Below are 25,238 nucleotides of genomic sequence, written 5' to 3' on the forward strand. Positions count from 1 at the left end.
TGTCAGGATGAAAAGAATATTAGGTATCCTGCTGTCTGCGGTAATGGCATTCGGCCTTCTGGCAGGATGTTCGGTGGAAGTGCAGGAGGAAAAGAGCGACAGCGGAAGCAACCAGTATTATCTGTATTATATTAATAAAGAAGAGACAAATCTTGAAAAAGAAAGCTATGTACCGGAGCGGGAGACAGCGGAATTTATGCTTCAGGATCTGACGGCTGTGTTAAACGGACATCAGCAGCAGGGAGAGAAGCTTGCACTTTTGCCGAAGGAGGTTGAACTGAATTCCAGCCAGATGAATGGTTCTGTGCTGGAGCTTAGCTTTAACAACCAGTACAGTAATATCAGCAGAACAAGGGAAATCCTTGTACGTGCCGGGATTGTAAAGATGTTTTTGCAGGTTCCCGGAATCACAGGCGTGAAATTTTTTGTAGGAAATAATGAGCTGCTGGATTCCAAGGCGCAGCCCGTGGGAGAAATGAATGAAGATACCTTTGCGGAGCTGTGGGGGACAGAACGGGAGGCTTACCGGTATGGCACATTTACTCTGTATTTCACAGACAGCACAGGGGAAAAGCTGGTGGAAGAAAAACGAAATGTGTATTATAAGCGCAGTCTGCCAAGAGAACGGGTGATCCTGGAGCAGCTTGCAAAAGGCCCTATGGTAAAGGGAAATTACCCTACCATTCCGGAGAGCACGGAGGTTATGGATATTACAACAGCAGACGATGTGTGCTACGTGGATTTTAATTCTGCATTCCAGGATTATCAGCTTGACATTCCGGTAAATACAGTGATTTATTCAGTCGTAAACTCTCTGCTGACAGCAGCAAATGCAGACAAGGTTCAGATTTCCATTGGCGGAAATGATGAGGCTGTGCTCAATGACGGCACATCCCTGTATAATTTCTACGAAAGGAGCGAGGAGCTGGTCGCTGCTGTAGAGATGCAGGAGAAAAAATAAAAGGGTAAGAAAACAGGAGGAAGGCTTTATGACAAGGCGTCCGCTTTGCCTTGTATGCCTGTTTCTGATGCTTGCCATGATCCTTGCGGATTGGCTTGGATTTCCTCTGATAAGGGGAAATCCTCTGCCGCAGGAGATACAGTCATGGGTGGAGGAGCATCCGGAGTCCACTGTCTGCGGGGAAGTGGAACGGTATACGGTCAGTGAGTTTTCCGCATCTGTCTATCTGAAAAACGCATATCTTATTTACAGATCAGAAAAAGTTTCCATTGAAAATGTAAAAGTATTTTTAAAAGAGGAAGAACAGGTTCCTGTGGGGACCGTGATTTTGCTGTCCGGAAATCTGGAGCGGGTACCGGAAATCCGCAATCCGGGGGAGTTTGACAGCAGACAGTATTATGCCTGTGAGCATATTTATTATTTTTTGAAAAAAGGAAAAATACTGAAAAAGTCAGATGATTATTCCAGATACGGTCAGTTTTTGGCTGATTTAAGAGAAAGACTGGCGGAAGCACTGAAACAGACAGCAGGGAATGCAGCGCCGGTATTTCAGGCTATGGTGTTGGGGGATAAAGGAAATCTGACGGAAGAAATAAAGCTGCGCTATCAGATGGCGGGAATTGTACATATCATGGCCATTTCGGGCTTGCACATCAGCATTCTGGGAGTGGGGCTTTACCAGGTTCTGATGAGGACGGGAATGGGAATATGGCCGTCAGGGATTCTTGCGCTGGCAGTGATGCTGCAGTATGGGATGATGACAGGAGGCAGTGTGTCTACCATGCGCGCAGTGTGCATGTTTTTGATTTCCGTGGGCGCAAAAATTGCCGGACGGATCTATGATATGATGACAGCCCTGGCTGCGGCAGCCATGCTGATTCTGCTGGAATCTCCTGCGTATCTTTACAGCAGCGGATTTCTGCTGTCCTTTGGAGCGGTGCTGGGAATCGGAATTGCGGCTCCCTCCATGCTGCATCTGACCGGGGTGAAAACAAAGGCGGGGAAAGGGCTGGTATCCTCTCTTGCAGTCCAAATGGTCACGCTTCCCGTTTCGCTTTATTTCTTTGGAGAGGTATCGCTGGCAGGAGTTTTTCTCAATCTGGCTGTGCTTCCCACAGCGGGAGCAGTGCTGGGAAGCGGCGCGGGCGCTGCGCTTTTGGGGAGCGTGTATGTTCCGGCAGGAGCGGTGGCAGCAGTGCCGGGGAGATTGCTGCTGTGGGGCTATGAAAAATTGTGTGCCATAGCGGCAGGGCTGCCTGTTTGCACCTGGGTCGGAGGAAGGCCGGAGATTTGGCAGATCGCGGCGTATTATGGGATACTTGGGGTCATATTGTGGTTTGACCACGGAGAGCGTTTTAACAGGAAAGCGGTGCGTATGTTTTTCTTTGCGGGAGGCATTGCTGTTGGAATCCTGGTTCTGGGATATCGTTCCTGTCCGTATATGAGAATTACCTGCCTAGATGTGGGTCAGGGCGATGGTATTATGGTGGAAACGCCGGAGGACTACAGCTTTGTCGTGGATTGCGGGAGCAGCAGTAAGACGGGAGTGGGGCAGTATCAGCTTGTGCCTTACCTGAAATACCGGGGAGTTTCACATCTGGACGGGATTTTTGTTTCCCATACGGATGAGGATCACATAAGCGGTGTGAGAGAGCTTTTGGAGCTTATGGGAAAGGGACTGGTTTCAATCCGGGCAGAGTGTCTTTATCTGCCGGCCTGGGCGGATGCGCCAGAGGCGTGGGAGGAGCTTTGGAATCTGGCAGAGAAAGCGGGTGTCCGGGTGCGCCGGGTAAAACAGGGGGACTGCCTGGCTGAGGGGAAGCTGAAATTTTGTTTTCTGGCTCCGGCTCCCGGTACCCGGGGCGATGATGTGAATGAGGATGGGATGGTCCTTAAGCTGGAGTATGGTTCTTTTTGCGGGATTTTTACCGGAGATATTGGGGAGGAAACGGAAAAGAAATTAATAAAAGAAGACCTGCTGTGTGATGTGGATTTCTTGAAGGTAGGGCATCACGGCTCCAGGTATTCCTCAAGTCAGGAGTTTCTGGAAAAACTTAAACCGGAGTACGGGGTGATTTCCTGCTCGGAATCCAATACTTACGGTCATCCCTCGCCGGAGGCGGTAGAACGTCTGGAGGGCTGCGGATGCCAGGTGGAGTACACGATGAAAAGCGGAGCAGTTACACTGGTGACGGATGGGGAGAGAATTGGAATGCGTGGATTTTTGCAGGAGAAGTCAGGATGGTGAGTTTTTTCTTCCATGAAGGCGGATTTTGTGGTATGTTTATGGTATGCTCCGGGACAGTGAAGTAAGGTCCGGGGATTTGCATAAGACAGGATATAGCGGATTCAGGAGAAAAGATTTGAAGAATATTCAGGAAGACATCAAGACGGGAAAATTTAAGCAGGCATATCTTTTGTATGGGGACGAAGCCTATCTGAAGCAGCAGTATAAGCACAATCTGCAAAAGGCGCTGAACCCGGACGGGGACAGTATGAACTACAGCCATTACGAGGGAAAGGGAATTGATGTGCGGGGATTGATCGATCTCTGTGAAACCATGCCTTTTTTTGCGGAGCGAAGAGTGATCCTGCTGGAGGACACCGGATTTTTTAAGAATAAATGCGATGAATTTGCGGATTACATGAAGGAACTGCCGGATTATCTGTGCCTCATTTTTTCGGAATCCGAGGTAGATAAACGAAGCCGGATGTACAAAGCAGTAAAGAGTTGCGGCAGGATTGCAGAATTCATAAAGCAGGATGAAAAGACATTGATGCGCTGGGCTGCGGGAATTCTGGGGAGAGAAGGAAAAAAGATCACCCAGAGGGATATGGAGCTGCTTCTTACGAAAACCGGAGTGGACATGGGAAATATCAGAATGGAGCTGGAAAAGCTGATCACCTACACCGGAGAGCGTGACGTGGTGACAGGAGCTGATATTGAAGCAGTCTGCACGACCCAGACCCAGAACAAAATATTTGATATGGTACGTGCCGTGACGGAGAAGAATCAGAAGCGTGCGCTTGATCTGTACTATGATCTGCTGACTTTGAAGGAGCCGCCTATGCGGATCTTGTTTCTGTTGGCAAAGCAGTTCCGCCAGCTCCTTCTCACAAAAAAATTTATGCAGGCCGGCATGTCGCAGCCGGAAATTGCGTCCGGTTTGTCAGTCCCTTCTTTTGTGGTGCGGAATATTGTATCATGTGCAAAGTCCTATACTGTGGAAGAGTTGGAACAGGCGGTAGAGGATTTTGTGGATGCGGAGGAAGCGGTAAAGACGGGACGGCTTCAGGATGTGCTGAGCGTGGAGCTGCTGATCGTGAAGTACAGCTCTGCCAGGGCATGAGGATGATGGTTGTTGGCGTAACCGCGCTTCGGCGCGAGTGTGCGCCAAGGCGCACACTTTTTTGGGACTTTAGGACAGAAAAAAGGCAGTCGATGACGGTTCGACTGCCTTAATTTTCACTTATAAGCTTATAATTAAAAATTAAATTTCTCTATTAGCCGATGCTGTTTACGGCTTTTGTTAAACGGGAAACTTTTCTAGCGCAGTTATTTTTGTGATAAACGCCTTTGGAAGTTGCTTTGCTGATAGTAGAAATAGCATCCTTTAATGCAACCTCTGCTGCTGCTTTATCCTTATTTGCTACTGCAGCCTCAACTTTCTTAATGGAAGTCTTAACAGCGGATCTGATAGATTTGTTTCTCGCAGCTTTTGTTCTGTTTACTAAAATTCTTTTTTTAGCAGATTTGATGTTAGCCAATTCGTACACCTCCAATTCCTGAGTGATCGTGAAAATATTTTCTTCACAGGAACAGACACGGGCGCTCCTATGAAACATGCTTATACATTATATTGTAATTACAGGAGATTGTCAATATATTTTTGAATAAATATTTTCGCCGTATTTTGGCTCGTATTTTGGCTTGTGGCGGAAAAATGATTCCGGGTATACATATTTCGGGCTTAAATGAGGAAACTAAAGGGAAAAGAGTGTAAAGCAATAAAATGTTTGGAGGAGAGAGCGCGATGTTGGGAAGCTACAGAATCAGAACAGACCTGGCTGTGGAAGCACGGGAGCGGTTTACCGAGGAAAATGTGGAGATTCGGGGCGTGGAGGTGAAGGAGGATTATGATGAGGAAAAGGATATCCGCACCACAGTGGTGAAGATCACGACGGAAAACGGTGCAAAAGCCATGGGACGGCCTCAGGGAAATTACATTACTATTGAGGCGCCGAACCTTTCCATGCCGGATGAGGACTACCACCGGGAAATCTCGCAGGAGATTGCCAGCCATCTCAGCCAGCTTATCGATCTGAAAACAGAGAAATCCATTCTGGTGGTGGGACTGGGAAATCAGGCCATTACAGCAGATTCCCTGGGACCGCGGGTGGTAGATAACCTCCATATGACCCGCCATATTATCCAGGAATATGGACTGATGGGAATGGGAGAAGAAAAAATGCACCGGACAAGCGGCATTGTGCCGGGAGTGATGGCACAGACCGGAATGGAAACATCGGAGATCGTGGAGGGCGTCGTTTCCATGACAAAGCCGGATGTGGTGATCGCTATTGATGCGCTGGCTGCCAGAAGCACCAGAAGACTGAACCGCACCATTCAGATTACGGATACGGGTATCAATCCGGGATCCGGTGTAGGAAATCACAGAGTAGGGCTGACAGAAGAGAATCTGCAGGTAAAGGTGATCGGCATCGGTGTGCCTACGGTGGTAGATGCAGCGACGATCGTCCATGATTCTATGGCGCATCTGCTGGAGGCTTTGGACGAGGCGGAGCAGAAGGAGTTTCTGGAGGAAATGATCTCGCCTCATCTTCACAGCATGTTCGTAACGCCGAAAGATGTGGACGAGACGGTAAAATATCTCAGCTTTACCATATCAGAGGGATTGAATATGGCTTTTGCGCAAGTGTGCTAGAGTGTGAAGTGCAGATTGCAGGAATGAATTTTCAAACATGCTTTAGTATAATCCGTGAGGACTTGTCATAGTATAACCTTAAGAGGTGATTTTGTGACGAAATTCCAGAGAGCGGTGTGCTTAATTTTATGCTTGTGCTTTTTGGGGGTTCTGGCAGTGATGCCAGAGCCTTTTTCCCTGTGGAGAACTATGGGAAATGTGTACAGGCAGCTTCCACTTTACTGCTTTCTGGAAAAACGAGCGGAAAAAGCGGCAAATGAGGGGGACGCAGAGACAAACGAGCTGATCGTGGCAAGAAATGCGCAGTATCTGGGTATGCTGGTCGAAGAAGAGAATAGCCAGCCGGTCCAGGGGGAGGCTAAAGCAGAAGTTGTGCCGGAGGATCAGGATGATGCGGGGGCGGAGGCTGTGCGGACCCCCTTGGTGGCTGCCATCACGGAGAAACCTGGCAACACAGAAGATTCTGCCCGGGAAAGCCTGATACCCGCCAGTGTGACACCCACGGAAGGTCCATCGCTCCTGGTATCCGTTACGCCGGTTCCAGAGGAAGAGGCCAGTCAGACGGCAGCATCGGTGGAGGCACATCCGGTGATTGATCTGTCACCGGAAAAGCTTGGGGATTTCGATTACCTGCTTGGGAATTTTTATATTGTGGACGGAGCAACGGCAACTAACGCATCGCAGTTGGACGCAGCTCGTTTCCTCAGAGAGGATCTGACTATGAAACAGGATGCCTCTCTGCCGCAGATTTTGATCTACCACAGCCATTCCCAGGAAACCTTTGCCGATTCACGGGAAGGAGAAGTGGAGGACACTGTGGTAGGAGTGGGGAATTATCTGACCACCCTTTTAACGGAAACCTACGGATACAATGTGATTCATGTTACGGAAACCTTTGATATTATTGACGGAGAGATCGACAGGAGTAAAGCATATGATTGTGCAAGAGAATATGTGGAACAGTTATTGGAGGAAAATCCTTCTGTGGAGGTAGTGATCGATCTGCATCGTGACGGGGTTCCGGAGGACCGCCGCCTTGTAACAGAGATAAACGGAAAGGAGACAGCCCAGATCATGTTCTATAATGGTCTAAGCTATACGGTAAACCATGGTCCCGTTGAATACCTGCCCAATCCTTACATAGAAGATAATCTGGCGTTTTCTTTCCAACTGGAATATCAGGCTGCCCAGTATTACCCGGATTTCTACAGAGGAATCTATCTGGCTGGTCTGCGCTATAATCTTCATCTGCGCCCAAAAGCCCTCCTTCTGGAAGCCGGTGCCCAGACCAACACGGTACAAGAAGTGAAAAACGCCATGGAACCTTTTGCAGATATCCTCAACCGTGTGCTGAAAGGGGAATGATGTTGGTGTACAGCGATTAAGCATCTGTACACCAACGTTTGATGGCTAAATATGCTTCTTTAAATCGGCTTCATTCATATTCAGATATTTTGCACCCTCGGTAATGCTAAGCAAGCCATCTCTGATCAGATTAACGGTCAATTCGCGTTTGCCTTCCGCTTTTCCTTCTTCACGGTACATCATCATCGCTCCATCCCACGCCTGGCACATATCTTTTACCTCCAATCTGTTGTTTTCCAATACGATATATTGATCCAGAAGAACTGCAAGAAAACGGCGGGTTTCTGTTGAAAGCTCCTGGATATCTCTTTCGTGTGTTTCTATGTAGGCTTTTAAATCCTCTTTTTTTCGGCTGTGTTTCATTAATTGAAAAATATCCTTCCATTCCGTATGAAATAATTGAGGATTCTGTTCGCGGATATCTGCAACATGAATCCGATAATCAGGAAGTATAGTACGGAATTTTTCAACCTCTTTGGGGACATTCATCATATCGTGCAAACTGTGTTTTGCTTTCCAGCGGGTTTCGCCCATATACAATATGACATTAAAAACAGGAATCAAAGGGTATACAGTTCCGTCTTGTGAGATTGACTGATATTCCTTTGTTTTCAACTGGTCAGTATATTCAATTCCGTCATATACCATATTCCGCAGAGGCATATTGTAATCGGCTGTGGATTGTCCTTCACATCCAACGAGAAAACGTTTATCGGGTTTATCGTGCAGCATCAGCATGTCACGTTCCCGTTCCACAAAATCCGGCTTTACGAATGTCAATTTATCCGGTGTATATTTTGGTGCATCTTTATCTGGAGTAGTTATGGCTTCATATGAGTTGAGACAAAGCCGCTTTTTTCTTTGTAACTTTTTCAGATACCTGGAATCTATGATAGGATATCCTTGAAAAATAGTGCCGTTGATCAAATCAGCAAAGCGTGAGGTATCCTTCAGGTATTCTGACAAGGCATAGTCTTTTACGCCCAAGTGTTCACCTGCTTTCGGTTTTTCTGAATTTGCGGGAGTTCTCTGCCGAATGGCAAATAAGAATTTTTCCTGAAATGTAAATTCAGAATATCACAGTGGCGTCTGAAATGCAAGGTGTTTTAACTAATACGATTATATCATAATAAAATAAAGAACACAATGGACTGTTTTGGAAACTGAACAAGCTATTCGCAGCTAATGAGTTGTACTGGGAAGCCGCAGAGGTTATAGGAAAATTAAGCGGTGACAGAAATTCGCTACTGTGGTATAATGTGAACACTTAGTGAATGCAAGCCGCGGGCGCAGCATGAACTTAGCGAGTCCAAGCGGCAGCACAGACAGCAGACGAGGTAAGAGGAGGAGTTTTCTGGAATGACAGACCAGAGTAAAATTCGTAATTTCTGTATTATCGCACATATAGACCATGGAAAATCCACACTGGCGGACCGGATCATTCAGATGACCGGGCTATTGACAGAGCGTGAGATGCAGTCTCAGGTACTGGATAACATGGAATTGGAGCGGGAGCGCGGCATCACCATCAAGTCCCAGGCCGTGCGCATTATATATAAGGCAAAAAATGGAGAAGAATATATTTTTAACCTAATAGACACTCCAGGACACGTTGACTTTAATTATGAGGTTTCCAGAAGCCTGGCTGCCTGTGACGGCGCCATCCTGGTGGTGGATGCAGCCCAGGGAATCGAAGCCCAGACGCTTGCCAACGTGTATATGGCGCTGGACCATGATCTGGAGGTTATCCCTGTGATCAACAAGATCGACCTGCCAAGTGCTGAACCGGAGCGGGTTATTAATGAGATTGAGGATGTGATCGGTCTGGAGGCCCAGGACGCTCCGCTGATCTCTGCAAAGACCGGCATTAACATCGACCAGGTTCTGGAGCGCGTTGTGGAAAAAATTCCGGCTCCGGAGGGAGATGTGGATGCACCATTAAAAGCATTGATCTTTGATTCCGTATATGATTCCTATAAAGGCGCTATTGTTTTCTGCCGTCTGGTAGACGGGCGTGTGAAAAAGGGAACCAAAATCCGTATGATGGCAACCGGATTTACTGCAGAGGTAGTTGAGGTTGGATATTTCGGAGCCGGGCAGTTTATTCCCTGCGATGAACTGAGCGCCGGAATGGTAGGCTATATTACCGCGAGCATCAAGAATGTGCGCGACACCCGTGTAGGCGATACGGTAACAGACAACGACCGGCCATGCGCAGAGGCACTTCCCGGATATAAAAAGGTAAATCCAATGGTCTACTGCGGACTTTACCCGGCAGACGGAGCTAAGTACGGTGATTTGCGGGATGCACTGGAAAAACTTCAGCTAAATGATGCGTCTCTGTTCTATGAACCGGAAACCTCCGTAGCATTGGGCTTTGGCTTCCGCTGCGGATTTTTGGGGCTGCTGCATCTGGAGATCATCCAGGAACGTCTGGAGCGTGAATATGACCTTGACCTGGTAACCACCGCGCCAAGTGTTATCTATAAAGTACACAAGACCAACGGCGAAGTGATCGATCTGACCAATCCGACGAACCTGCCGGATCCTTCGGAGATTGAATATATGGAGGAGCCGCTGGTCAATGCGGAGATCATGGTGACTACCGAGTTTATCGGTGCAATCATGGATCTGTGCCAGGAACGCCGGGGACAATATATTGGGATGGAATATATGGAAGAAACGCGTGCGCTTCTGAAATATAAGCTTCCGTTAAATGAGATCATCTACGACTTTTTTGACGCACTGAAGTCACGGTCCAGAGGATATGCTTCTCTGGATTATGAGCTTTGCGGCTATGAGAGAAGTGAGCTTGTGAAGCTGGATATCCTGGTAAACAAAGAAGAGGTGGATGCCCTTTCCTTCATCGTGCATGGTGGCACTGCTTATGAGCGTGGCCGCAAGATGTGCGAAAAGCTGAAGGAAGAGATTCCACGCCAGCTTTTTGAGATTCCCATCCAGGCAGCAGTGGGAAGCAAGATCATCGCCCGCGAGACAGTGAAGGCCATGCGCAAGGATGTGCTTGCAAAGTGCTACGGCGGCGATATCACCAGAAAGAAAAAGCTCCTGGAAAAACAGAAGGAAGGAAAGAAGCGTATGCGCCAGGTAGGAAACGTGGAAATTCCTCAGAAAGCATTTATGAGTGTATTGAAGCTGGACGATAAATAGCAGGTAAGTTTGCGGAGTGATAATATGAAAGCAAAGATAAAAGTCCTTATCAGAAGGATAAAAAGAAGCATCAAAACAGACAGGGACAAATGGATAAAAGGGGCTATTCTGGCAGTTATTCTGATCCTTATAGCCATTTTCCTGGGAAATTGTGCCTGCGGGAAAAAGAAGGCAAAGGAGCCTGACGAAGCAGCCCAGGGTGTTATGAAAATTTCACCTATACCCACCCCAACTCCCACAGAGGCGCCCAGACAGGTCAGCGCCGATGCTGTGGCAACCAGCGGAAACGTGACCATGGTAAATGAATATCTGGTACAGAAGGAAGAAAATGGCGGCGCCGGGAGTGCAGATAACACGGATAATACAGCAACGTCATCCGGCACAGATGATGGCACAGACAATGGCACAGACGATGGTGCCGTTGACGAAACAGAAGGAGAAGAGGCTGAGTAATGGAGGAGAAAAATAATTTTTCTCCTCTCGAGCTTTATGTCCACATCCCTTTTTGCGTGAAAAAGTGTGCGTACTGTGACTTTTTATCTGCGCCCGGGACAAAGGAGCTGCAGAGAGAATACGTTCAGGCGCTTCTCGAGGAAATCCGGGCTGACAGGGAAGAAAAAAGCCGGCCTGTGACTTCGGTCTTTATCGGTGGGGGAACGCCTTCCATTTTGGATGGGCAATTGATGGGACGGATTTTGGAGGAATTGAGATCGAATTTCGCAATGCTGCCGGATGCTGAGGTGACAATAGAGGCAAATCCCGGGACATTATCTGCTGAAAAGCTGGATACCTACAGAAAAAGTGGGGTGAATCGCCTGAGTCTTGGGCTGCAGTCACCGCAGGATGAGGAGCTGGCTGTGCTGGGGAGAATCCACAGCTATGATGCTTTTCTGGAAAGTTATTATATGTCCAGGGAGGCGGGATTTTCCAATGTTAATGTGGATCTGATGTTTGCCATACCGGAGCAGACCAGGGATGGCTGGCAGGAAAATCTCAGGAAGGTGGCAGCGTTGGAGCCGGAGCATATTTCTGCCTACAGTCTGATCGTGGAGGAAGGGACACCCTTTGCGGAAAGGAAACTGAATCTGCCGGATGAGGACACAGAGTATGCGATGTATGAGGATACGGCAGAAATTTTGGGACAGTATGGTTTCAGACAGTATGAGATTTCCAATTATGCCAGAAAAGGCTTTGCCTGCCGTCATAACATCGGTTACTGGAGGAGGCGCGATTATTTGGGATTCGGCCTTGGAGCGGCCTCCTTTTGCGGAGGTATGCGCTATTCCAATACAGATGACCTTGGATATTATCTGAAAAACAGCGGAGATTTCCATAAGCTTCAGTGCAATGTGGAAATGCTGACGGAAAAGGATGCCATGGCAGAGTTTATGTTTTTGGGGCTTCGTATGACAGACGGTATTTCAAGAGCAGAATTTGAGAACAGTTTTGGCATTCCCATCGAAATGATCTATGGTACGATTTTAGAAAAATATAAAAAGCTTGGTTTATTAGAAGAACAGAATGGCAGAATTTGTCTGACAAGGAGAGGAATCCATATGAGTAATCATGTGATGGCGGATTTTCTTATTTAGCAAATTTTGCCGCAGTAAAGATAAAAAGGGACGGAGAAATCCGTTGATGATACAGGAAGGAAAAAGAAAAATGTTACAATTTTTATGCTTGGCAGGACCTGCCTGCCTGTCGATGGTGATTTTTTTGAAAGGGGATAAACAGGAAAGAAGATTATTCCAACTGGTTATGCTTTATGGGGCGTTTGCTATGGTAGATACGGCTTTGAGCCTGATTTTTACTGCACTGCTCGGTAAAGCTGAATACACCTGTCTGCAGGGAAATCTGAATGATACCTACATCTCGCTGAAATCTATGATTTTTTTCATTGTGATTTCGATCGCGGTGGGCGGCGCAGCAAAAGCGCTGGATACCTACATGGATTTTAACTTTAAAGTGAAGAAGGAAAGTCCAAAAGATGAAAAAGAAAATTAAAATTATTTTTGAGTATATTGTAGTTGTTCTGCTGGTGTTTGTGGGTTCCCTGCTTGCATTTGCTGCCAGATGGGCGGTAAGCTCGTTTGGGGATATTTCTGTAGATGAGATTATTTTCCATCTTATGGTGCCGCTGGAGGGAACAGAAGGAAGCGTTCTGGAAGAGTTTGCATTGCAGGCGCTGGTTCCGGCTATCCTTATCACTGCGCTGTTTCTTGTTATCAGGGCATTTTCTTCGCAAAGAGAGAAGATCCTTACATATTGGAAAAAACATAACAGGAAAGAACTCTGGTTAGAGGTAGAGAATAAGAGAAAGAATAAGAAGACAAGCTATCTCGTTATTCCTATGGTGCTGTCTGCAAAAGGCGTGACAGAGCTGGCGCTTGTGTTTTGTATGCTGGGAATCCTTTACGGGGCCGGAAAGGTGCCGATTGTGGATTATATTAAGAAAGAACTGCATGATTCCAAGCTGATCGAAGAAAACTATGTGGACCCAAATGAGGTGAAGATCACATTTCCGGAGAAAAAGAGAAATCTGATTTATATTTATCTGGAATCCATGGAAACCACTTATATGGATAAGGAACATGGCGGAGTTATGGATGAGAATCTGATTCCGGAACTTACAAAACTTGCGGATGAGAACCTGAGCTTTTCCCAGCGTTCAGGCGGGCAATTGAGCGGGGCAAGGATGGTACCGGGAACTACCTGGACTATTGCAGGTATGTTTTCCCAGACCTGTGGGCTTCCATTGCGGCTTCATGTTAAAAGCAATGATATGGCAAAATATGAAACATTCTTTCCGGGAGTAACATCTCTCGGCGAGATTCTTGAAAAAGAAGATTATGTAAATTGGCTGATCTGCGGCTCTAATGTGAAATTCGGCGGCCGTGCCGCTTATTTTTCGCAGCATGGAAACTATCAGTTCCTGGATTGGATAAAGGCGCAGGAGCTTGGATTGATTCCGAACGGATATAAGCAGACGTGGGGATATGAGGATCAGAAGCTGTTCCAGTTCGCAAAAGATAAGGCACTTGAGCTGGCAGCAGGAGACGCGCCGTTTAATATGACGATATTGACAGTGGACACCCATAAACCGAAGGGATACATATGCCCGCTGTGCCAGGAGAAGTTTCCAACGCAGTATGAAAATGTTCTGGCCTGTTCCAGCCGTCAGGTATATGACTTTGTAACATGGCTTCAGCAGCAGGATTTCTATAAAGATACGACGGTGATCCTGTCCGGCGACCATACTACCATGGCGGTGGGTTATATCAATTCTTACATACCGGAGGATTATACGCGCGGTACATATCAGGCTATCCTTAATGCTGCAGCAACACCGGTAAAAACAGAGGACAGACAATTTACGAATATGGATATGTTTCCCACAACCCTGGCAGCTATGGGCTGTACGATCGAGGGGGAACGTCTTGGGATCGGCACAAACCTGTTTTCCGGTGAACCGACGCTGATGGAAAAGGTGGGATATGACTGTATGAATGAAGAATTGGAAACCGGATCAAGCTATTACGACAATCGGTTTATGTATGGAAAATCTAGCTGAGATAATTTGGAGAAGAGACTTGACGAACAAATGTTCCTGTGCTATTCTGATATAGCACAGGAGCATAAGCAAGGAATCCTGCTTTGCAGGGTTCTTTTTTTCTATAAATATACGGCTGTTTGGCTAAACTGATTTAATAGGGTGCTGAACAGATATGAATTATCTTTCGGATAAGAGATTGGAGGAGCACATGGCAGAGACAAATAAAAAGCAGTTCATCAGAATCCGGGGAGCCAATGAGAATAATCTGAAAAATTTAACTGTGGATATTCCCAGAGATAAATTTGTGGTTTTGACCGGATTAAGCGGTTCAGGAAAATCCTCACTTGCATTTGACACGATCTATGCAGAAGGGCAGAGAAGGTATATGGAATCCCTGTCATCCTATGCCAGGCAGTTTCTGGGGCAGATGGAAAAGCCTGATGTGGAGAGTATTGAGGGTCTTCCGCCTGCTATTTCCATTGACCAGAAATCTACAAACAGGAATCCGCGTTCCACCGTGGGAACTGTGACAGAGATTTATGATTATTTCCGCCTCCTTTACGCCAGGGTTGGTATCCCGCATTGTCCTAAATGCGGCAGGGAAATCAAGAAACAGACAGTGGATCAGATGGTAGACCAGATCATGGAGCTTCCGGAACGGGCGAAGATCCAGCTTCTTGCTCCCGTAGTAAGAGGAAGAAAGGGAACCCATGCCAAGCTTCTGGACCAGGCAAAGAGAAGCGGCTATGTCCGTGTGGAAATAGACGGAAGTGTGTACCAGCTATCCGAGGAGATTAAGCTGGATAAGAACATTAAGCATAATATTGCCATTATCGTAGACCGTCTTGTGGTGAAGCCGGGGATCGAAAAACGATTAACAGATTCCATTGAGACAGTGCTGGATCTGGCAGATGGGCTTTTGGTGGTGGATACCATGGATGGGAATTACCTGAATTTCAGCCAGAGCTTCTCCTGCCCTGATTGCGGCGTGAGCATTGATGAGATTGAACCCAGGAGTTTCTCGTTTAATAATCCCTTCGGTGCCTGTCCGGATTGCCTGGGCCTCGGATATAAAATGGAATTTGATATTGACCTGATAATACCGGATAAATCCCTGAGTATTTCTCAGGGAGCCATCACAGTAATGGGATGGCAGTCCTGTACGGATAAAGGAAGCTTTACCTATGCAATCCTTTCCGCGCTTTCAAAGGAATATGATTTCAGTCTGGATACTCCCTTCTGTGATTATCCGAAGAAAATCCAGGACATCCTTGTTTATGGTACGAACGGGCATTCCGTTAAGGTTTACTATAAGGGCCAGAGAGGAGAGGGTGTTTATGATGTGGCATTCCCCGGTCTTCTGAAAAACGTGGAGCAGCGCTATAGGGAAACCGGCTCTGAAACTATGAAACAGGAATATGAGACCTTTATGCGTATCACGCCCTGTACCACATGTAAAGGCCAGAGACTAAAAAAGGAATCGCTGGCTGTTACGGTGGCAGATAAAAATATATATGAGATTACAAATCTTTCTATTGATAAATTGAAAATATTCCTGGAAGAAATGAAGCTGTCTGAACAGCAAATGCTGATCGGTAAGCAAATCCTGAAGGAAATCAGGGCAAGAGTAGGATTCCTGGCAGATGTGGGACTTGAGTATCTGTCTCTTTCGCGTGCTACCGGAACCCTGTCAGGAGGGGAAGCGCAGCGAATCCGTCTGGCTACGCAAATTGGTTCAGGACTGGTGGGAGTAGCATATATTTTGGATGAGCCTAGTATCGGACTGCATCAGAGAGATAACGATAAGCTGCTCCGCGCGCTGATGAATCTGCGTGATCTTGGAAACAGCCTGATCGTGGTAGAGCATGATGAGGATACCATGCGGGCAGCGGATTTCGTGGTAGACATCGGTCCCGGAGCAGGAGAACACGGAGGACAGCTTGTGTGTATCGGCACGGCGGAGGATCTGATGAAGAATCCGGATTCCATTACCGGTGCATATCTCAGCGGAAGGATGAAAATCCCGGTACCTGCGGAGAGAAAGCAGCCTACAGGATTTTTGACGATCAAAGGTGCGGCAGAGAACAACCTGAAGCATATAGATGTGGAAATCCCGCTGGGAGTCATGACCTGCATCACAGGTGTTTCCGGTTCCGGAAAAAGCTCTCTGATCAATGAGATTCTTTATAAAACTCTGGCGAGAGATCTGAACAGAGCGCGGACCATTCCGGGAAAGCACGATTCTATTGAGGGAATCAAACAGTTGGATAAGGTGATCGCGATCGACCAGTCTCCCATAGGGCGTACTCCGAGATCCAACCCGGCCACTTATACAGGAGTATTTGACCAGATACGGGACCTGTTTGCATCCACAGCAGATGCTAAGGCAAAGGGTTATAAAAAAGGGCGTTTCAGCTTTAACGTAAAGGGCGGCAGATGTGAGGCCTGCAGCGGAGACGGTATCATTAAGATCGAGATGCACTTTCTGCCGGATGTATATGTTCCCTGTGAGGTCTGCAAAGGCAAACGCTATAACAGAGAAACACTGGAAGTGAAGTATAAGGACAAAAGCATCTATGACGTGTTGGACATGACAGTGGAAGAGGCATTGCCCTTCTTTGAAAATATCCCTTCAATCCGCAGAAAAATAGAAACACTGTACGATGTGGGACTTTCCTATATCCGTCTGGGACAGCCTTCCACCACCTTGTCAGGAGGAGAGGCACAGCGGATCAAGCTTGCCACGGAGTTGAGCAAGCGCAGCACCGGAAAGACCATTTATATTCTGGATGAACCGACGACAGGACTTCATTTTGCCGATGTGCACAAGCTTGTGGAAATTCTGAAGCGCCTGGCGGACGGAGGAAATACGGTGGTGGTGATCGAGCATAATCTGGATGTGATTAAAACGGCAGATTACATTATCGACATAGGTCCGGAGGGCGGCGACAAAGGGGGTACCGTAGTGGCATGCGGAACACCGGAGGAGGTGGCTGCTAATCCGGCCTCCTACACAGGACAGTATGTGAAGAAACTGCTGTAAAGATGAACTGGGTCTTTCCATTTTGCGGATTTTTGTATATAATGATTACTGTTCATAGTAATTTTTGCAGGTACGTGCCTGCGTTTGTATACAGAAAGGGGATTTCCATGCCTGCAAGTGATATCGGGATTGACCTTGGTACCAGAAACTGTCTGGTATATTCCACGGGAAAAGGGCTTGTACTCAGTGAGCCTTCCGTGGTAGTTTATGATAAAGATTCGGAAAAAATAAAAGCGATCGGTGAGGAAGCTCGCCAGGTGGCAGGCCATGTATCTTCCAATATGGAAGTGATCTGGCCGATTCGCCAGGGTGTTATCGTGGATTATATTGTTCTGGAAAAAATGCTGAAATACTTTATCTCCAAAGCTATGGGGCGGAGAGCGTTCCGAAAGCCGAGGATCAGCATCTGTATTCCCAGCGGAACGACAGAAATTGAGAAAAAGGCGGTGGAGGAAGCGACTTATCAGGCTGGTGCCAGAGAAGTTTTTCTGGTGGAGGAGCCTATAGCGGCGGCCATTGGAGCCGGAGTGGATGTGACAAAGCCATTTGGCAATCTGATCGTGGACATTGGAGCCGGAACAACGGACATAGCCGTTATATCTATGGCGGGAGTGGTGGTGTCCAGTTCCATTAAGGTGGCGGGAGATAATTTTAACCAGGCCATTATGAGTTATGTGAGAAAAAATCACAGTCTGTTTATCGGAGAGGACGCAGCGGAAAATATCAAGATAAAGATCGGTACGGCCTGCGAGGAAAACTCCACCAGAACCATGGAGGTGAAGGGGCGCAATGTGATCACCGGACTGCCAAAGGTGGTAACACTGACCTCCGAGGAGGTACGCGTTGCGTTGCGGGAAGCAACAGGGCAGGTCGTGGAAGCCATACATGGAGTTTTGGAGAAAACACCGCCCGAACTGGCAGCGGACATTGTGGACCGGGGAATCGTGCTGACAGGCGGGGGTGCTATGCTGCATGGCATGGATACTCTGGTGGAGCAGAAGACAGGAGTCAGTGCGCTGACGGTACAGGATGCCATGATGGTAGTTGCCGTTGGTACCGGAAAATATGCGGAAATTATTTCAAGGATGAATGAGTAGGCGGGGTGCTGCATTTTGCAGCGCCTCTTTTGGCAATATTTTGTGTACCGCATGTACAGAATGACAGAAAACGGGAGATGAGCAGATGAGTGAAACCATTACCGGATATATTGACCATATAATATTTCGGAATGATGACAATGGATATACTGTTATGGTGATGAAAAATACTGGAGTGGAGGAGGAGCTTACCTGCGTGGGAACTTTTCCTGATATCAGCCAGGGCGTGACCATTGAAGCGGAGGGACATTTTACCCAACATCCGATTTATGGAAAGCAGTTCCAGATTCAGTCTTTTACGGAAAAAATGCCGGAGGATACTCTGGCGATGGAACGATACCTTGGTTCCGGCGCGATCAAGGGAATCGGGGCGGCTCTCGCTGCCCGTATTGTACGCCACTTTGGGGAGGACACTCTGCGGATCGTGGAGGAGGAGCCGGAACGTCTGTCAGAAGTGAAGGGCATCAGTGAGAAAAAAGCACGGGAGATTGCCGCTCAAGTTACTGAAAAGGCGGATATGCGCCGGGCCATGATATTTTTGCAGAAATACGGGATATCTTTAAATCTGGGCGCGAAGATCTACCAGAAATACGGACAGTCTGTGTATAGTGTGCTTCAGGAAAATCCATACCGTCTGGCAGAGGATATTTCCGGGGTTGGATTTAAGATTGCGGACGAGATCGCATCCCGTATCGGCATTCATACAGATTCGGATTACAGAATCAGAAGCGGGATGTTGTATACTCTTTTGCAGGCTTCCGGGGAAGGCCATACATATCTGCCGAAGGAGGAGCTTTTTAACCGTTCTTCCAGGCTTCTTGATGTGAATCCTTCCTATATGGAGAAGCATCTGATGGACATGGCTATTGACAGAAAGCTGGTCCTGAAAGAAAAAGAGGGAGAGACCCTTGTTTATCCAAGCAGGTATTATCAGCTTGAGCTGAACACGGCGCGGATGCTGTGTGAACTGAATATCCGCTGCCCTCAGGATAAAAGCCTGATGGAACAAAGGATTTCCCAAATAGAAAAAGAAACCGGAACGATTCTGGATGAGATGCAGAAGAGAGCCGTGATGGAAGCTGCGGAAAATGGCCTTTTTATCCTGACAGGAGGGCCAGGCACCGGAAAGACTACCACTATAAATGCCATTATCAGGTTCTTTGAAGGAGAAGGTGCGACCCTTCGCCTGGCAGCTCCCACAGGACGTGCAGCGAAGCGCATGACAGAGGCTACAGGATATGAGGCCCAGACCATACACAGGCTTCTGGAGCTGAATGGTCTGCCGGAGGAAGAACGTGAGGGCCAGCCCATCCATTTTGACAGAAATGCCCAGAATCCGCTGGATGCAGATGTGATCATTATTGATGAGATGTCAATGGTGGATATTTTTCTCATGCATTCTCTGTTGAGTGCAGTGACAGCGGGTACGAGACTGGTGCTGGTGGGGGATGAAAACCAGCTTCCCAGTGTGGGACCGGGAAACGTACTGCGTGACATTATTCGGAGTAAAGAGTTTCCGGTGGTGGAGCTGACCAAGATTTTCCGTCAGGCATCCCAGAGTGATATTGTAGTGAATGCACATAAGATAAATAAGGGGGAGCCGGTATCACTTAATAATAAAAGCCGGGACTTCTTTTTTCTGAAGCGGTATGATGCAGATATCATCATCCGTGTGGTCATTGCGCTGATCCAGGAGAAGCTTCCGAAGTATGTAGACAGCAGACCCTTTGAGATCCAGGTGCTGACACCGATGCGGAAGGGGCTTCTGGGAGTGGAACGGCTGAACCAGATCCTTCAGAGATATCTGAATCCGCCGGATTCAGGGAAAAAAGAAAAGGAACTGGGAGAACGACTTTTCCGGGAGGGCGATAAGGTGATGCAGGTAAAGAATAACTATCAGTTGGAATGGGAGGTTCGTGGAAAATACGGAATCCCTGTGGAAAAGGGTGTAGGTGTCTTCAACGGAGATACGGGAATCCTGAAGGAGATCAATGAGTTTTCCGAGACAGCTTCCGTGGAATTTGAGGATGGCCGCTATGCGGATTATTCCTTCAAGCAGCTTGAAGAGCTGGAGCTTGCCTATGCCATTACCATTCACAAATCCCAGGGATCAGAGTATCCGGCTGTGGTGCTGCCGATTCTTTCAGGACCAAGGATGCTTTTGAACCGTAATTTACTTTACACCGCCGTTACCAGGGCGAGAAAATGTGTAACTGTGGTGGGAAGTGAGGAAACCTTCGGGGAGATGATCAAAAATGAAAAGCAGCAGAAGCGTTACAGCTCTCTTGATGAAAGGATTCAGGAGCTTTCCTGATATTCTTTATCCCAGACGCTGTCCTTTGTGCCATCAGATTCTGAAAGATCCATCGCGGCTGATCTGTCCTGCATGTGCGAAGGAAATCCGGCCCATATCAGAACCCAGGTGCTTTAAATGCGGAAAGCCGGTAAAGGAAGAGGAGGAATACTGCGTGGATTGCAGAATCCATCCCGGTGCTTTTCGCCAGGGAAAAGGGATTTTTCTTTATGACAGCAGGATGAAGGACTCTCTGATGAAATATAAATACTACGGGCGGCGTGAGTATGGAAGGTTTTTTGCAAGGGCGATGTATATTTACGGAAAAAAAGATTTAGAAAGATGGAAACCGGATTTGCTCATCCCTGTCCCGCTATATTGGAGAAAACAGAGGATGCGGGGATTTAACCAGGCCGCATACCTGGCAGAGCAGCTTTCAGGCTATACCGGAATTCCGGCAGACTGCAGTCTTGTAAAAAAAGTCAGGCAGACAAAATCCCAGAAAAAGCTGGATGCAGCCGGACGCAGAAAGAATCTTCAGGCAGCTTTTCGCGTGAGGGAGCGGGTAGACGGAAGAAGAATCCTAGTGGTGGATGATGTATACACAACCGGGAGCACCATGGATGCAATGGCATCCTGCCTTTTGGAAAACGGGGCTGAGGAGATTTTCTTTCTTACCCTGTGTATGGGACAAAGCAGGTAGAAACAGCAAAAAAGGCTTTTCATGGTTGGGGATATATGATACAATTAGCCTGTATGAGTATTTTTATTTCTAAAAGAAGTGTGAGGAGTCATTTATGATAAACGAGGAAAAAGTGAAGATCATGAACCGGCTTGCCATGTACGAAAAGAAAGAGGGCAGAAAGTATCTTCCTGTCAGCAAGTATTACAGAAGTGACTATATCGGTCTGGCTATGATTAAGAATTTCTTTTTGGTAACCATAGGATATGCTCTTGTGCTTGCCGTTGTTGCAGCATATAATTCCGAATATCTGATGAACAATATCCATAAGATGAATCTGATAAGTCTGGGAATCGGAGTACTGGTGGGATATGTGGCCACTCTGGCTGCGTATTCCGTTTTGACCTATATCCAGTATACCGTGAAATATCACCGGGCAAAAAAAAGCGTAAAGAAATACTACGGAGAGCTGACAAAGCTTGAAAAAATTTACAGCCGTGAAGAAAAAAAGTCAGCGGGTCGTGAAATGTCAGGAGGATATAAGAAATGACAGCATTACTTGAATTAAAGCAGAAAATCAAGAACCTGTACGGGCAGTACGAAATATATATCCTGCCCATATTGAAATTTGTTCTGGCATTTGTGTATTTTGTGTGGATTAACGGTAATATGGGATATATGAGTCAGGTGAATAATCTGTTCGTGGTTCTGATCCTGGCGCTGATCTGTTCTATTTTGCCATCTGCTGTTATGGTTTATATCGGCTTTGTATTGATGCTGCTTCACAGCTATGCTCTTAGTATAGAGGTTGCAGGTTTTATGCTGATGCTGATCCTGCTTATGATAATCTTCCTGCTGAGATTCAGCGGCGGGCAGAATACAGTTATGGTATTCACCCCACTTTCCTTTGTATTTAACGTTCCGGCCTTGCTGCCCATTGGAAGCGGACTACTGGGAAATTCACTTTCAGCCATTCCTGCAGGATGCGGCGTGGTGATGTATTACTTCATCCGTTTTATCCGGGCACAGTCCAATACGCTGATGAACGCGGAGATGGAGATTACGGATAAAATTCAGATCATGGCTGACGGACTGGTGCAGAACTGGGGCATGTGGATCACCGTGGTGGCATTTGTTGCCGTGATTCTCCTGGTACGCCTTATCCGTACCCGGTCCTTTGATTATGCGTGGCGGATCGCCATCATTGCAGGCGGCGTTGCGTATGTATTTGTAATGCTGGTAGGAAGCTTCTACCTGAATGCAACGGTTGCCATGGTTCCACTTCTGATCTGTACAGTGGTTGCAGTTCTGGTAGGGATCATTCTGGAGTTCTTTGTGTTCGGAGGCGATTACAGCCGTACAGAGAGACTGGAATACGAGGATGACGAATATTTTTATTATGTAAAAGCAGTGCCTAAGGCATCTGTTGCAACGTCAGAGAGAAGTATCAAGAAAATTAATGCAGAACCTGTACGTGAGGAGCGGAGAATGGAGGAGAGCGCAGGAACCTACGCAAATCCGATTTTCCATGGCGACGAGAAAGCGAGAAAGAGAAAAGCTTCTCCGGTGCCGAGACAGGCACGTCCGGTTCAGAAACCTGTAAAAGATGTCGATTTTGAGAAAAAACTGGAGGAATCCCTGAAGGATCTTTAGTATCCGGTTTTTCCGAAGTATGAATGAAAGGAGAGCGCTATGCAGGATATAGCAGTTACAATATCAAGATATCTGTCCAAGCTGTCTTTGCCTAGTCTGGGCATTACGGATGTGATAGAAATCTTCCTGATTTCATTCTTCATTTATCAGTTTATGGTGTGGATCAAATTCACACGGGCATACACCCTTCTGAAGGGCATCCTGGTTGTACTGGGATTTATTTTGCTTGCTTCTATTTTTAAAATGAATACGATCCTGTGGATCGTAAATAAAGTGGCAAATGTTCTTTTGATCAGTGTAGTCATTATCTTTCAGCCCGAATTGCGGAAGGTTCTGGAGCAGCTCGGACAAAAAAAGATCATGGCATCAATCATTCCTTTTGATACAGGAAAGGAAGTGCAGGAGCGTTTTTCAGACAAAACTGTAAACGAGCTGGTAAAAGCCTGCGTTGATATGGCTGAGGTCAAGACCGGAGCGCTGATCGTATTGGAGCAGGATATTCGTTTGACAGAGTACGAGCGGACAGGGATCAATGTGGACGCTGTACTTACCAGCCAGCTTCTTATTAATATTTTTGAGCATAATACACCTCTTCACGATGGAGCAGTCCTTGTGCGTGGAAATCGTATTGTGTCTGCAACCTGTTATCTTCCGCTTTCGGATAATATGGAACTGAGCAAACAGCTTGGCACCCGTCACAGAGCAGGTGTGGGAATCAGTGAGGTCAGCGATTCTGTGACGATCATCGTGTCCGAGGAAACCGGAAAGATATCAGTCGCACAGAACGGAAGGCTTGCCAGCGGGGTAAACAGCTCCGAACTGAGGGAGGCTCTCGTAAAAGCTCAGAACAAAAAAGTTGTAAACAACAGTAGATTGCGTTACCTGCTGAAAGGGAGAGTGAAACATGAAGAAGCGAAAACTGACCGATAACATCCCTTTAAAGATCATGTCACTGCTTGTTGGTATTATGGTTTGGATCATCGTGGTAAATGTAGATAACCCGATCAGCCAGAAAAACATTACCATTCAAGGAGAGAGTGTGGAGGTGCTGAACACCGCCTATGTAGACAGCGCAAATAAAATGTGCCTGCAGGACGATGACCCGAGTCCTGTGCGTGTAACCATTACCGGGGAAAGAAAGACTCTGAGCAGGATTACTGCTTCAGACATTACCGTGACTGCTGATCTCCAGCAGGCTGTAAGCCTGGATACGGATCCGGTGATGGTTCCCATTACTGCTTCCTGTCCCGGGATTTCTGCCGGAAACATCGAGGTGACACCTCAGTATCTCAGCGTTCATCTTGAAGAAAAAGCTACCCAGGAATTCCTGGTAAATGTAAACTATGGCGACAGCAAGCCGGGAAAAGGATATGAAGTAGGGGCTCAGATTGCCAGCCCTGAGAAAGTGAAGATTACAGGACCAAAGTCTCTGATTAATAAAATAGATAAAGTAAATGCCACGGTAAGCGTGGAGGGAAAAACTGAGGACTTTACAGAAGATGTAAGCCTTACTATTACAGATAAAAACCAGGATGCTTTTTCTAGCAGAATGGCTTATCTGACCATAGATAATTCCAAAGTTCTTGTCAGCACCAGGTTCTGGAAAATCAGGACAGAGGTCAAGATCCAGGGAGAATATACAGGAAAACCGGCTGACGGATATTATGTTGACAGTGTTACCACTGTTCCGGATACCATAAGTCTGGCGGGAACGGATGAAGCGCTTGAAAGCCTGAGACAGAATGAAAATACTTTGTGGATCGGCGGAGACAGCATTGATATCAGCGGAAAGACAGGCGATATTGAGGAGAAGGTAAGCCTGAAGGACGTATTGCCGGAGAACACAAAGCTGACCAGCGGTGCCAGCGAGGATGTCTGGGTGAGAGTGAGCATTCTGCCTGAGGGAAGTCGTTCCTACGGCCTGTTGTCTAATGAGGTAAAGGTAGAAAACATACCTGAAGATCTTCAGTTGGCATTTGGCACCGACAAGATTGAAATCCGGGTAAAGGCTGTGAAAGGCGAGATTGACGATTTTGATGTGGAGGATGTGAAAGCGTCCGTTGACTTAAAGGATATGACGGAAGGAAGCTACCAGATTCCTGTAAAAGTGGAGCTGCCGGAAGGATATGAGCTTTTGGAGGACGTGACTACAGATGTTACAATATCCGAAATATCAAATGCGGAAGAGAATAATGGATAGGGGAGTGATACTATGGTAAGCTGTAAGGTAAAAGTAAAAAACCCATCAGGACTTCATTTACGTCCTGCTGGGATTTTGTGTAAGGAAGCTATGAAATACAAATCTTTGATTACTTTTCAGTACACAGATGGCACTGCAAATGCAAAAAGTGTGCTCAGTGTGCTGGGAGCCTGCGTGAAATGCGGGGATGAGATTGAGATTTTCTGTGAAGGCTCAGATGAAAAGGAAGCGCTGGAAAACCTGGTTGCGGCAATCGAGGGCGGACTGGGAGAATAAG

21 protein-coding genes and 1 pseudogene are annotated in these 25,238 nt (G+C 47.0%); 20 read left to right on the forward strand and 2 right to left on the reverse strand.

Annotated elements, in window-relative coordinates; translation table 11 throughout:
- Positions 1-7: 7 nt before the first annotated feature.
- The 3 genes from ACESZH_RS08500 (at position 8) to holA (ending at position 4,311) form a co-directional block, all read left to right on the forward strand.
- A complete protein-coding gene (locus tag ACESZH_RS08500) occupies positions 8-961 on the forward strand; it encodes a GerMN domain-containing protein (protein ID WP_373214372.1) in 954 nt (317 codons plus the stop codon).
- A 28-nt stretch (positions 962-989) separates the two neighbouring features.
- Positions 990-3,209 (forward strand): DNA internalization-related competence protein ComEC/Rec2, encoded by a 2,220-nt coding sequence (locus ACESZH_RS08505; protein WP_373214370.1) that lies wholly within the window; start codon positions 990-992, stop codon positions 3,207-3,209.
- A 115-nt stretch (positions 3,210-3,324) separates the two neighbouring features.
- The gene (gene holA, locus ACESZH_RS08510) at positions 3,325-4,311 is read left to right on the forward strand and encodes a DNA polymerase III subunit delta (protein ID WP_373214368.1); all 987 of its coding nucleotides are present in this window, start codon (positions 3,325-3,327) and stop codon (positions 4,309-4,311) included.
- A gap of 154 nt (positions 4,312-4,465) precedes the next feature.
- On the opposite strand, the gene rpsT is transcribed toward holA, so the two are convergent.
- On the reverse strand, positions 4,466-4,729 hold the full coding sequence (gene rpsT / locus ACESZH_RS08515; protein WP_373214366.1) for a 30S ribosomal protein S20: 264 nt from the start codon (positions 4,727-4,729) through the stop codon (positions 4,466-4,468).
- A 266-nt stretch (positions 4,730-4,995) separates the two neighbouring features.
- Between rpsT and gpr the strand changes: the two genes are divergently transcribed.
- Together gpr and ACESZH_RS08525 are read left to right on the forward strand one after the other, a co-directional pair.
- Positions 4,996-5,907: a GPR endopeptidase gene (gpr, locus tag ACESZH_RS08520; RefSeq protein WP_373214365.1), complete on the forward strand. Its 912-nt coding sequence runs from the start codon at positions 4,996-4,998 to the stop codon at positions 5,905-5,907.
- A 93-nt stretch (positions 5,908-6,000) separates the two neighbouring features.
- A complete protein-coding gene (locus ACESZH_RS08525; protein WP_373214363.1) occupies positions 6,001-7,272 on the forward strand; it encodes a stage II sporulation protein P in 1,272 nt (423 codons plus the stop codon).
- A 45-nt stretch (positions 7,273-7,317) separates the two neighbouring features.
- Here ACESZH_RS08525 and ACESZH_RS08530 read toward each other — a convergent pair whose 3' ends face one another.
- Positions 7,318-8,259 (reverse strand): Rpn family recombination-promoting nuclease/putative transposase, encoded by a 942-nt coding sequence (locus tag ACESZH_RS08530; protein WP_373214361.1) that lies wholly within the window; start codon positions 8,257-8,259, stop codon positions 7,318-7,320.
- Between the two features lie 372 nt (positions 8,260-8,631).
- Here ACESZH_RS08530 and lepA point away from each other — a divergent pair, with 372 nt between their 5' ends.
- The 15 genes and pseudogenes from lepA (at position 8,632) to ACESZH_RS08605 (ending at position 25,237) form a co-directional block, all read left to right on the forward strand.
- Positions 8,632-10,440 carry a translation elongation factor 4 gene (gene lepA, locus ACESZH_RS08535; RefSeq protein ID WP_373214359.1) on the forward strand — a complete coding sequence of 603 codons (1,809 nt, stop codon included), beginning with the start codon at positions 8,632-8,634 and terminating at the stop codon, positions 10,438-10,440.
- 24 nt (positions 10,441-10,464) lie between these two features.
- Entirely contained in the window at positions 10,465-10,893 is a 429-nt protein-coding gene (locus ACESZH_RS08540) for a hypothetical protein (RefSeq protein WP_373214357.1), read from the forward strand.
- The gene (hemW, locus tag ACESZH_RS08545) at positions 10,893-12,032 is read left to right on the forward strand and encodes a radical SAM family heme chaperone HemW (protein ID WP_373214355.1); all 1,140 of its coding nucleotides are present in this window, start codon (positions 10,893-10,895) and stop codon (positions 12,030-12,032) included. Before ACESZH_RS08540 ends, hemW begins: the two co-directional genes overlap by 1 nt.
- 70 nt (positions 12,033-12,102) lie before the next feature.
- Positions 12,103-12,444 carry a hypothetical protein gene (locus ACESZH_RS08550; RefSeq protein ID WP_373214353.1) on the forward strand — a complete coding sequence of 114 codons (342 nt, stop codon included), beginning with the start codon at positions 12,103-12,105 and terminating at the stop codon, positions 12,442-12,444.
- The gene (locus ACESZH_RS08555; RefSeq protein ID WP_373214351.1) at positions 12,428-14,011 is read left to right on the forward strand and encodes an LTA synthase family protein; all 1,584 of its coding nucleotides are present in this window, start codon (positions 12,428-12,430) and stop codon (positions 14,009-14,011) included. The genes ACESZH_RS08550 and ACESZH_RS08555 overlap by 17 nt, the downstream gene beginning before the upstream one ends.
- 190 nt (positions 14,012-14,201) lie before the next feature.
- Complete coding sequence (gene uvrA, locus ACESZH_RS08560) at positions 14,202-17,036, forward strand: excinuclease ABC subunit UvrA (protein ID WP_373214350.1); 2,835 nt, start codon at positions 14,202-14,204, stop codon at positions 17,034-17,036.
- Between the two features lie 107 nt (positions 17,037-17,143).
- Entirely contained in the window at positions 17,144-18,133 is a 990-nt protein-coding gene (locus ACESZH_RS08565; protein ID WP_373214349.1) for a rod shape-determining protein, read from the forward strand.
- Between the two features lie 85 nt (positions 18,134-18,218).
- Entirely contained in the window at positions 18,219-20,447 is a 2,229-nt protein-coding gene (locus ACESZH_RS08570) for an ATP-dependent RecD-like DNA helicase (RefSeq protein WP_373214347.1), read from the forward strand.
- A pseudogene (locus tag ACESZH_RS08575) lies at positions 20,422-20,601 on the forward strand (double zinc ribbon domain-containing protein); the annotation flags it as partial. The gene ACESZH_RS08570 and the pseudogene ACESZH_RS08575, both read left to right, overlap by 26 nt.
- Complete coding sequence (locus tag ACESZH_RS08580; protein ID WP_373219884.1) at positions 20,602-21,129, forward strand: ComF family protein; 528 nt, start codon at positions 20,602-20,604, stop codon at positions 21,127-21,129. It begins immediately after the preceding pseudogene.
- Positions 21,130-21,223: 94 nt separating this feature from the next.
- A complete protein-coding gene (locus ACESZH_RS08585) occupies positions 21,224-21,658 on the forward strand; it encodes a hypothetical protein (RefSeq protein ID WP_373214343.1) in 435 nt (144 codons plus the stop codon).
- Positions 21,655-22,761 (forward strand): hypothetical protein, encoded by a 1,107-nt coding sequence (locus ACESZH_RS08590; protein ID WP_373214341.1) that lies wholly within the window; start codon positions 21,655-21,657, stop codon positions 22,759-22,761. The genes ACESZH_RS08585 and ACESZH_RS08590 overlap by 4 nt, the downstream gene beginning before the upstream one ends.
- Before the next feature lie 39 nt (positions 22,762-22,800).
- Complete coding sequence (gene cdaA, locus ACESZH_RS08595) at positions 22,801-23,691, forward strand: diadenylate cyclase CdaA (protein ID WP_373214339.1); 891 nt, start codon at positions 22,801-22,803, stop codon at positions 23,689-23,691.
- A complete protein-coding gene (locus ACESZH_RS08600) occupies positions 23,666-24,961 on the forward strand; it encodes a YbbR-like domain-containing protein (RefSeq protein WP_373214337.1) in 1,296 nt (431 codons plus the stop codon). Before cdaA ends, ACESZH_RS08600 begins: the two co-directional genes overlap by 26 nt.
- A 12-nt stretch (positions 24,962-24,973) precedes the next feature.
- Positions 24,974-25,237, forward strand: coding sequence for an HPr family phosphocarrier protein (locus ACESZH_RS08605; RefSeq protein ID WP_373214335.1), 264 nt, complete (start codon positions 24,974-24,976; stop codon positions 25,235-25,237).
- Position 25,238 lies beyond the last annotated feature (1 nt).

It is taken from the genome of Ruminococcus sp. 5_1_39BFAA, from assembly GCF_964240875.1.
Lineage (GTDB): Bacteria > Bacillota > Clostridia > Lachnospirales > Lachnospiraceae > Blautia_A.

Bases quoted from the DNA above. Each gene is read 5' to 3' on its own strand.
- ACESZH_RS08590 (WP_373214341.1), top strand. From the start codon at position 21,655: ATGACAGCATTACTTGAATTAAAGCAGAAAATCAAGAACCTGTACGGG.
- ACESZH_RS08605 (WP_373214335.1), top strand. From the start codon at position 24,974: ATGGTAAGCTGTAAGGTAAAAGTAAAAAACCCATCAGGACTTCATTTA.
- ACESZH_RS08570 (WP_373214347.1), top strand. From the start codon at position 18,219: ATGAGTGAAACCATTACCGGATATATTGACCATATAATATTTCGGAAT.
- ACESZH_RS08540 (WP_373214357.1), top strand. From the start codon at position 10,465: ATGAAAGCAAAGATAAAAGTCCTTATCAGAAGGATAAAAAGAAGCATC.
- lepA (WP_373214359.1), top strand. From the start codon at position 8,632: ATGACAGACCAGAGTAAAATTCGTAATTTCTGTATTATCGCACATATA.
- ACESZH_RS08555 (WP_373214351.1), top strand. From the start codon at position 12,428: ATGAAAAAGAAAATTAAAATTATTTTTGAGTATATTGTAGTTGTTCTG.
- ACESZH_RS08585 (WP_373214343.1), top strand. From the start codon at position 21,224: ATGATAAACGAGGAAAAAGTGAAGATCATGAACCGGCTTGCCATGTAC.
- hemW (WP_373214355.1), top strand. From the start codon at position 10,893: ATGGAGGAGAAAAATAATTTTTCTCCTCTCGAGCTTTATGTCCACATC.
- ACESZH_RS08565 (WP_373214349.1), top strand. From the start codon at position 17,144: ATGCCTGCAAGTGATATCGGGATTGACCTTGGTACCAGAAACTGTCTG.
- ACESZH_RS08600 (WP_373214337.1), top strand. From the start codon at position 23,666: ATGAAGAAGCGAAAACTGACCGATAACATCCCTTTAAAGATCATGTCA.
- ACESZH_RS08505 (WP_373214370.1), top strand. From the start codon at position 990: ATGACAAGGCGTCCGCTTTGCCTTGTATGCCTGTTTCTGATGCTTGCC.
- gpr (WP_373214365.1), top strand. From the start codon at position 4,996: ATGTTGGGAAGCTACAGAATCAGAACAGACCTGGCTGTGGAAGCACGG.
- ACESZH_RS08500 (WP_373214372.1), top strand. From the start codon at position 8: ATGAAAAGAATATTAGGTATCCTGCTGTCTGCGGTAATGGCATTCGGC.
- cdaA (WP_373214339.1), top strand. From the start codon at position 22,801: ATGCAGGATATAGCAGTTACAATATCAAGATATCTGTCCAAGCTGTCT.
- ACESZH_RS08550 (WP_373214353.1), top strand. From the start codon at position 12,103: ATGTTACAATTTTTATGCTTGGCAGGACCTGCCTGCCTGTCGATGGTG.
- uvrA (WP_373214350.1), top strand. From the start codon at position 14,202: ATGGCAGAGACAAATAAAAAGCAGTTCATCAGAATCCGGGGAGCCAAT.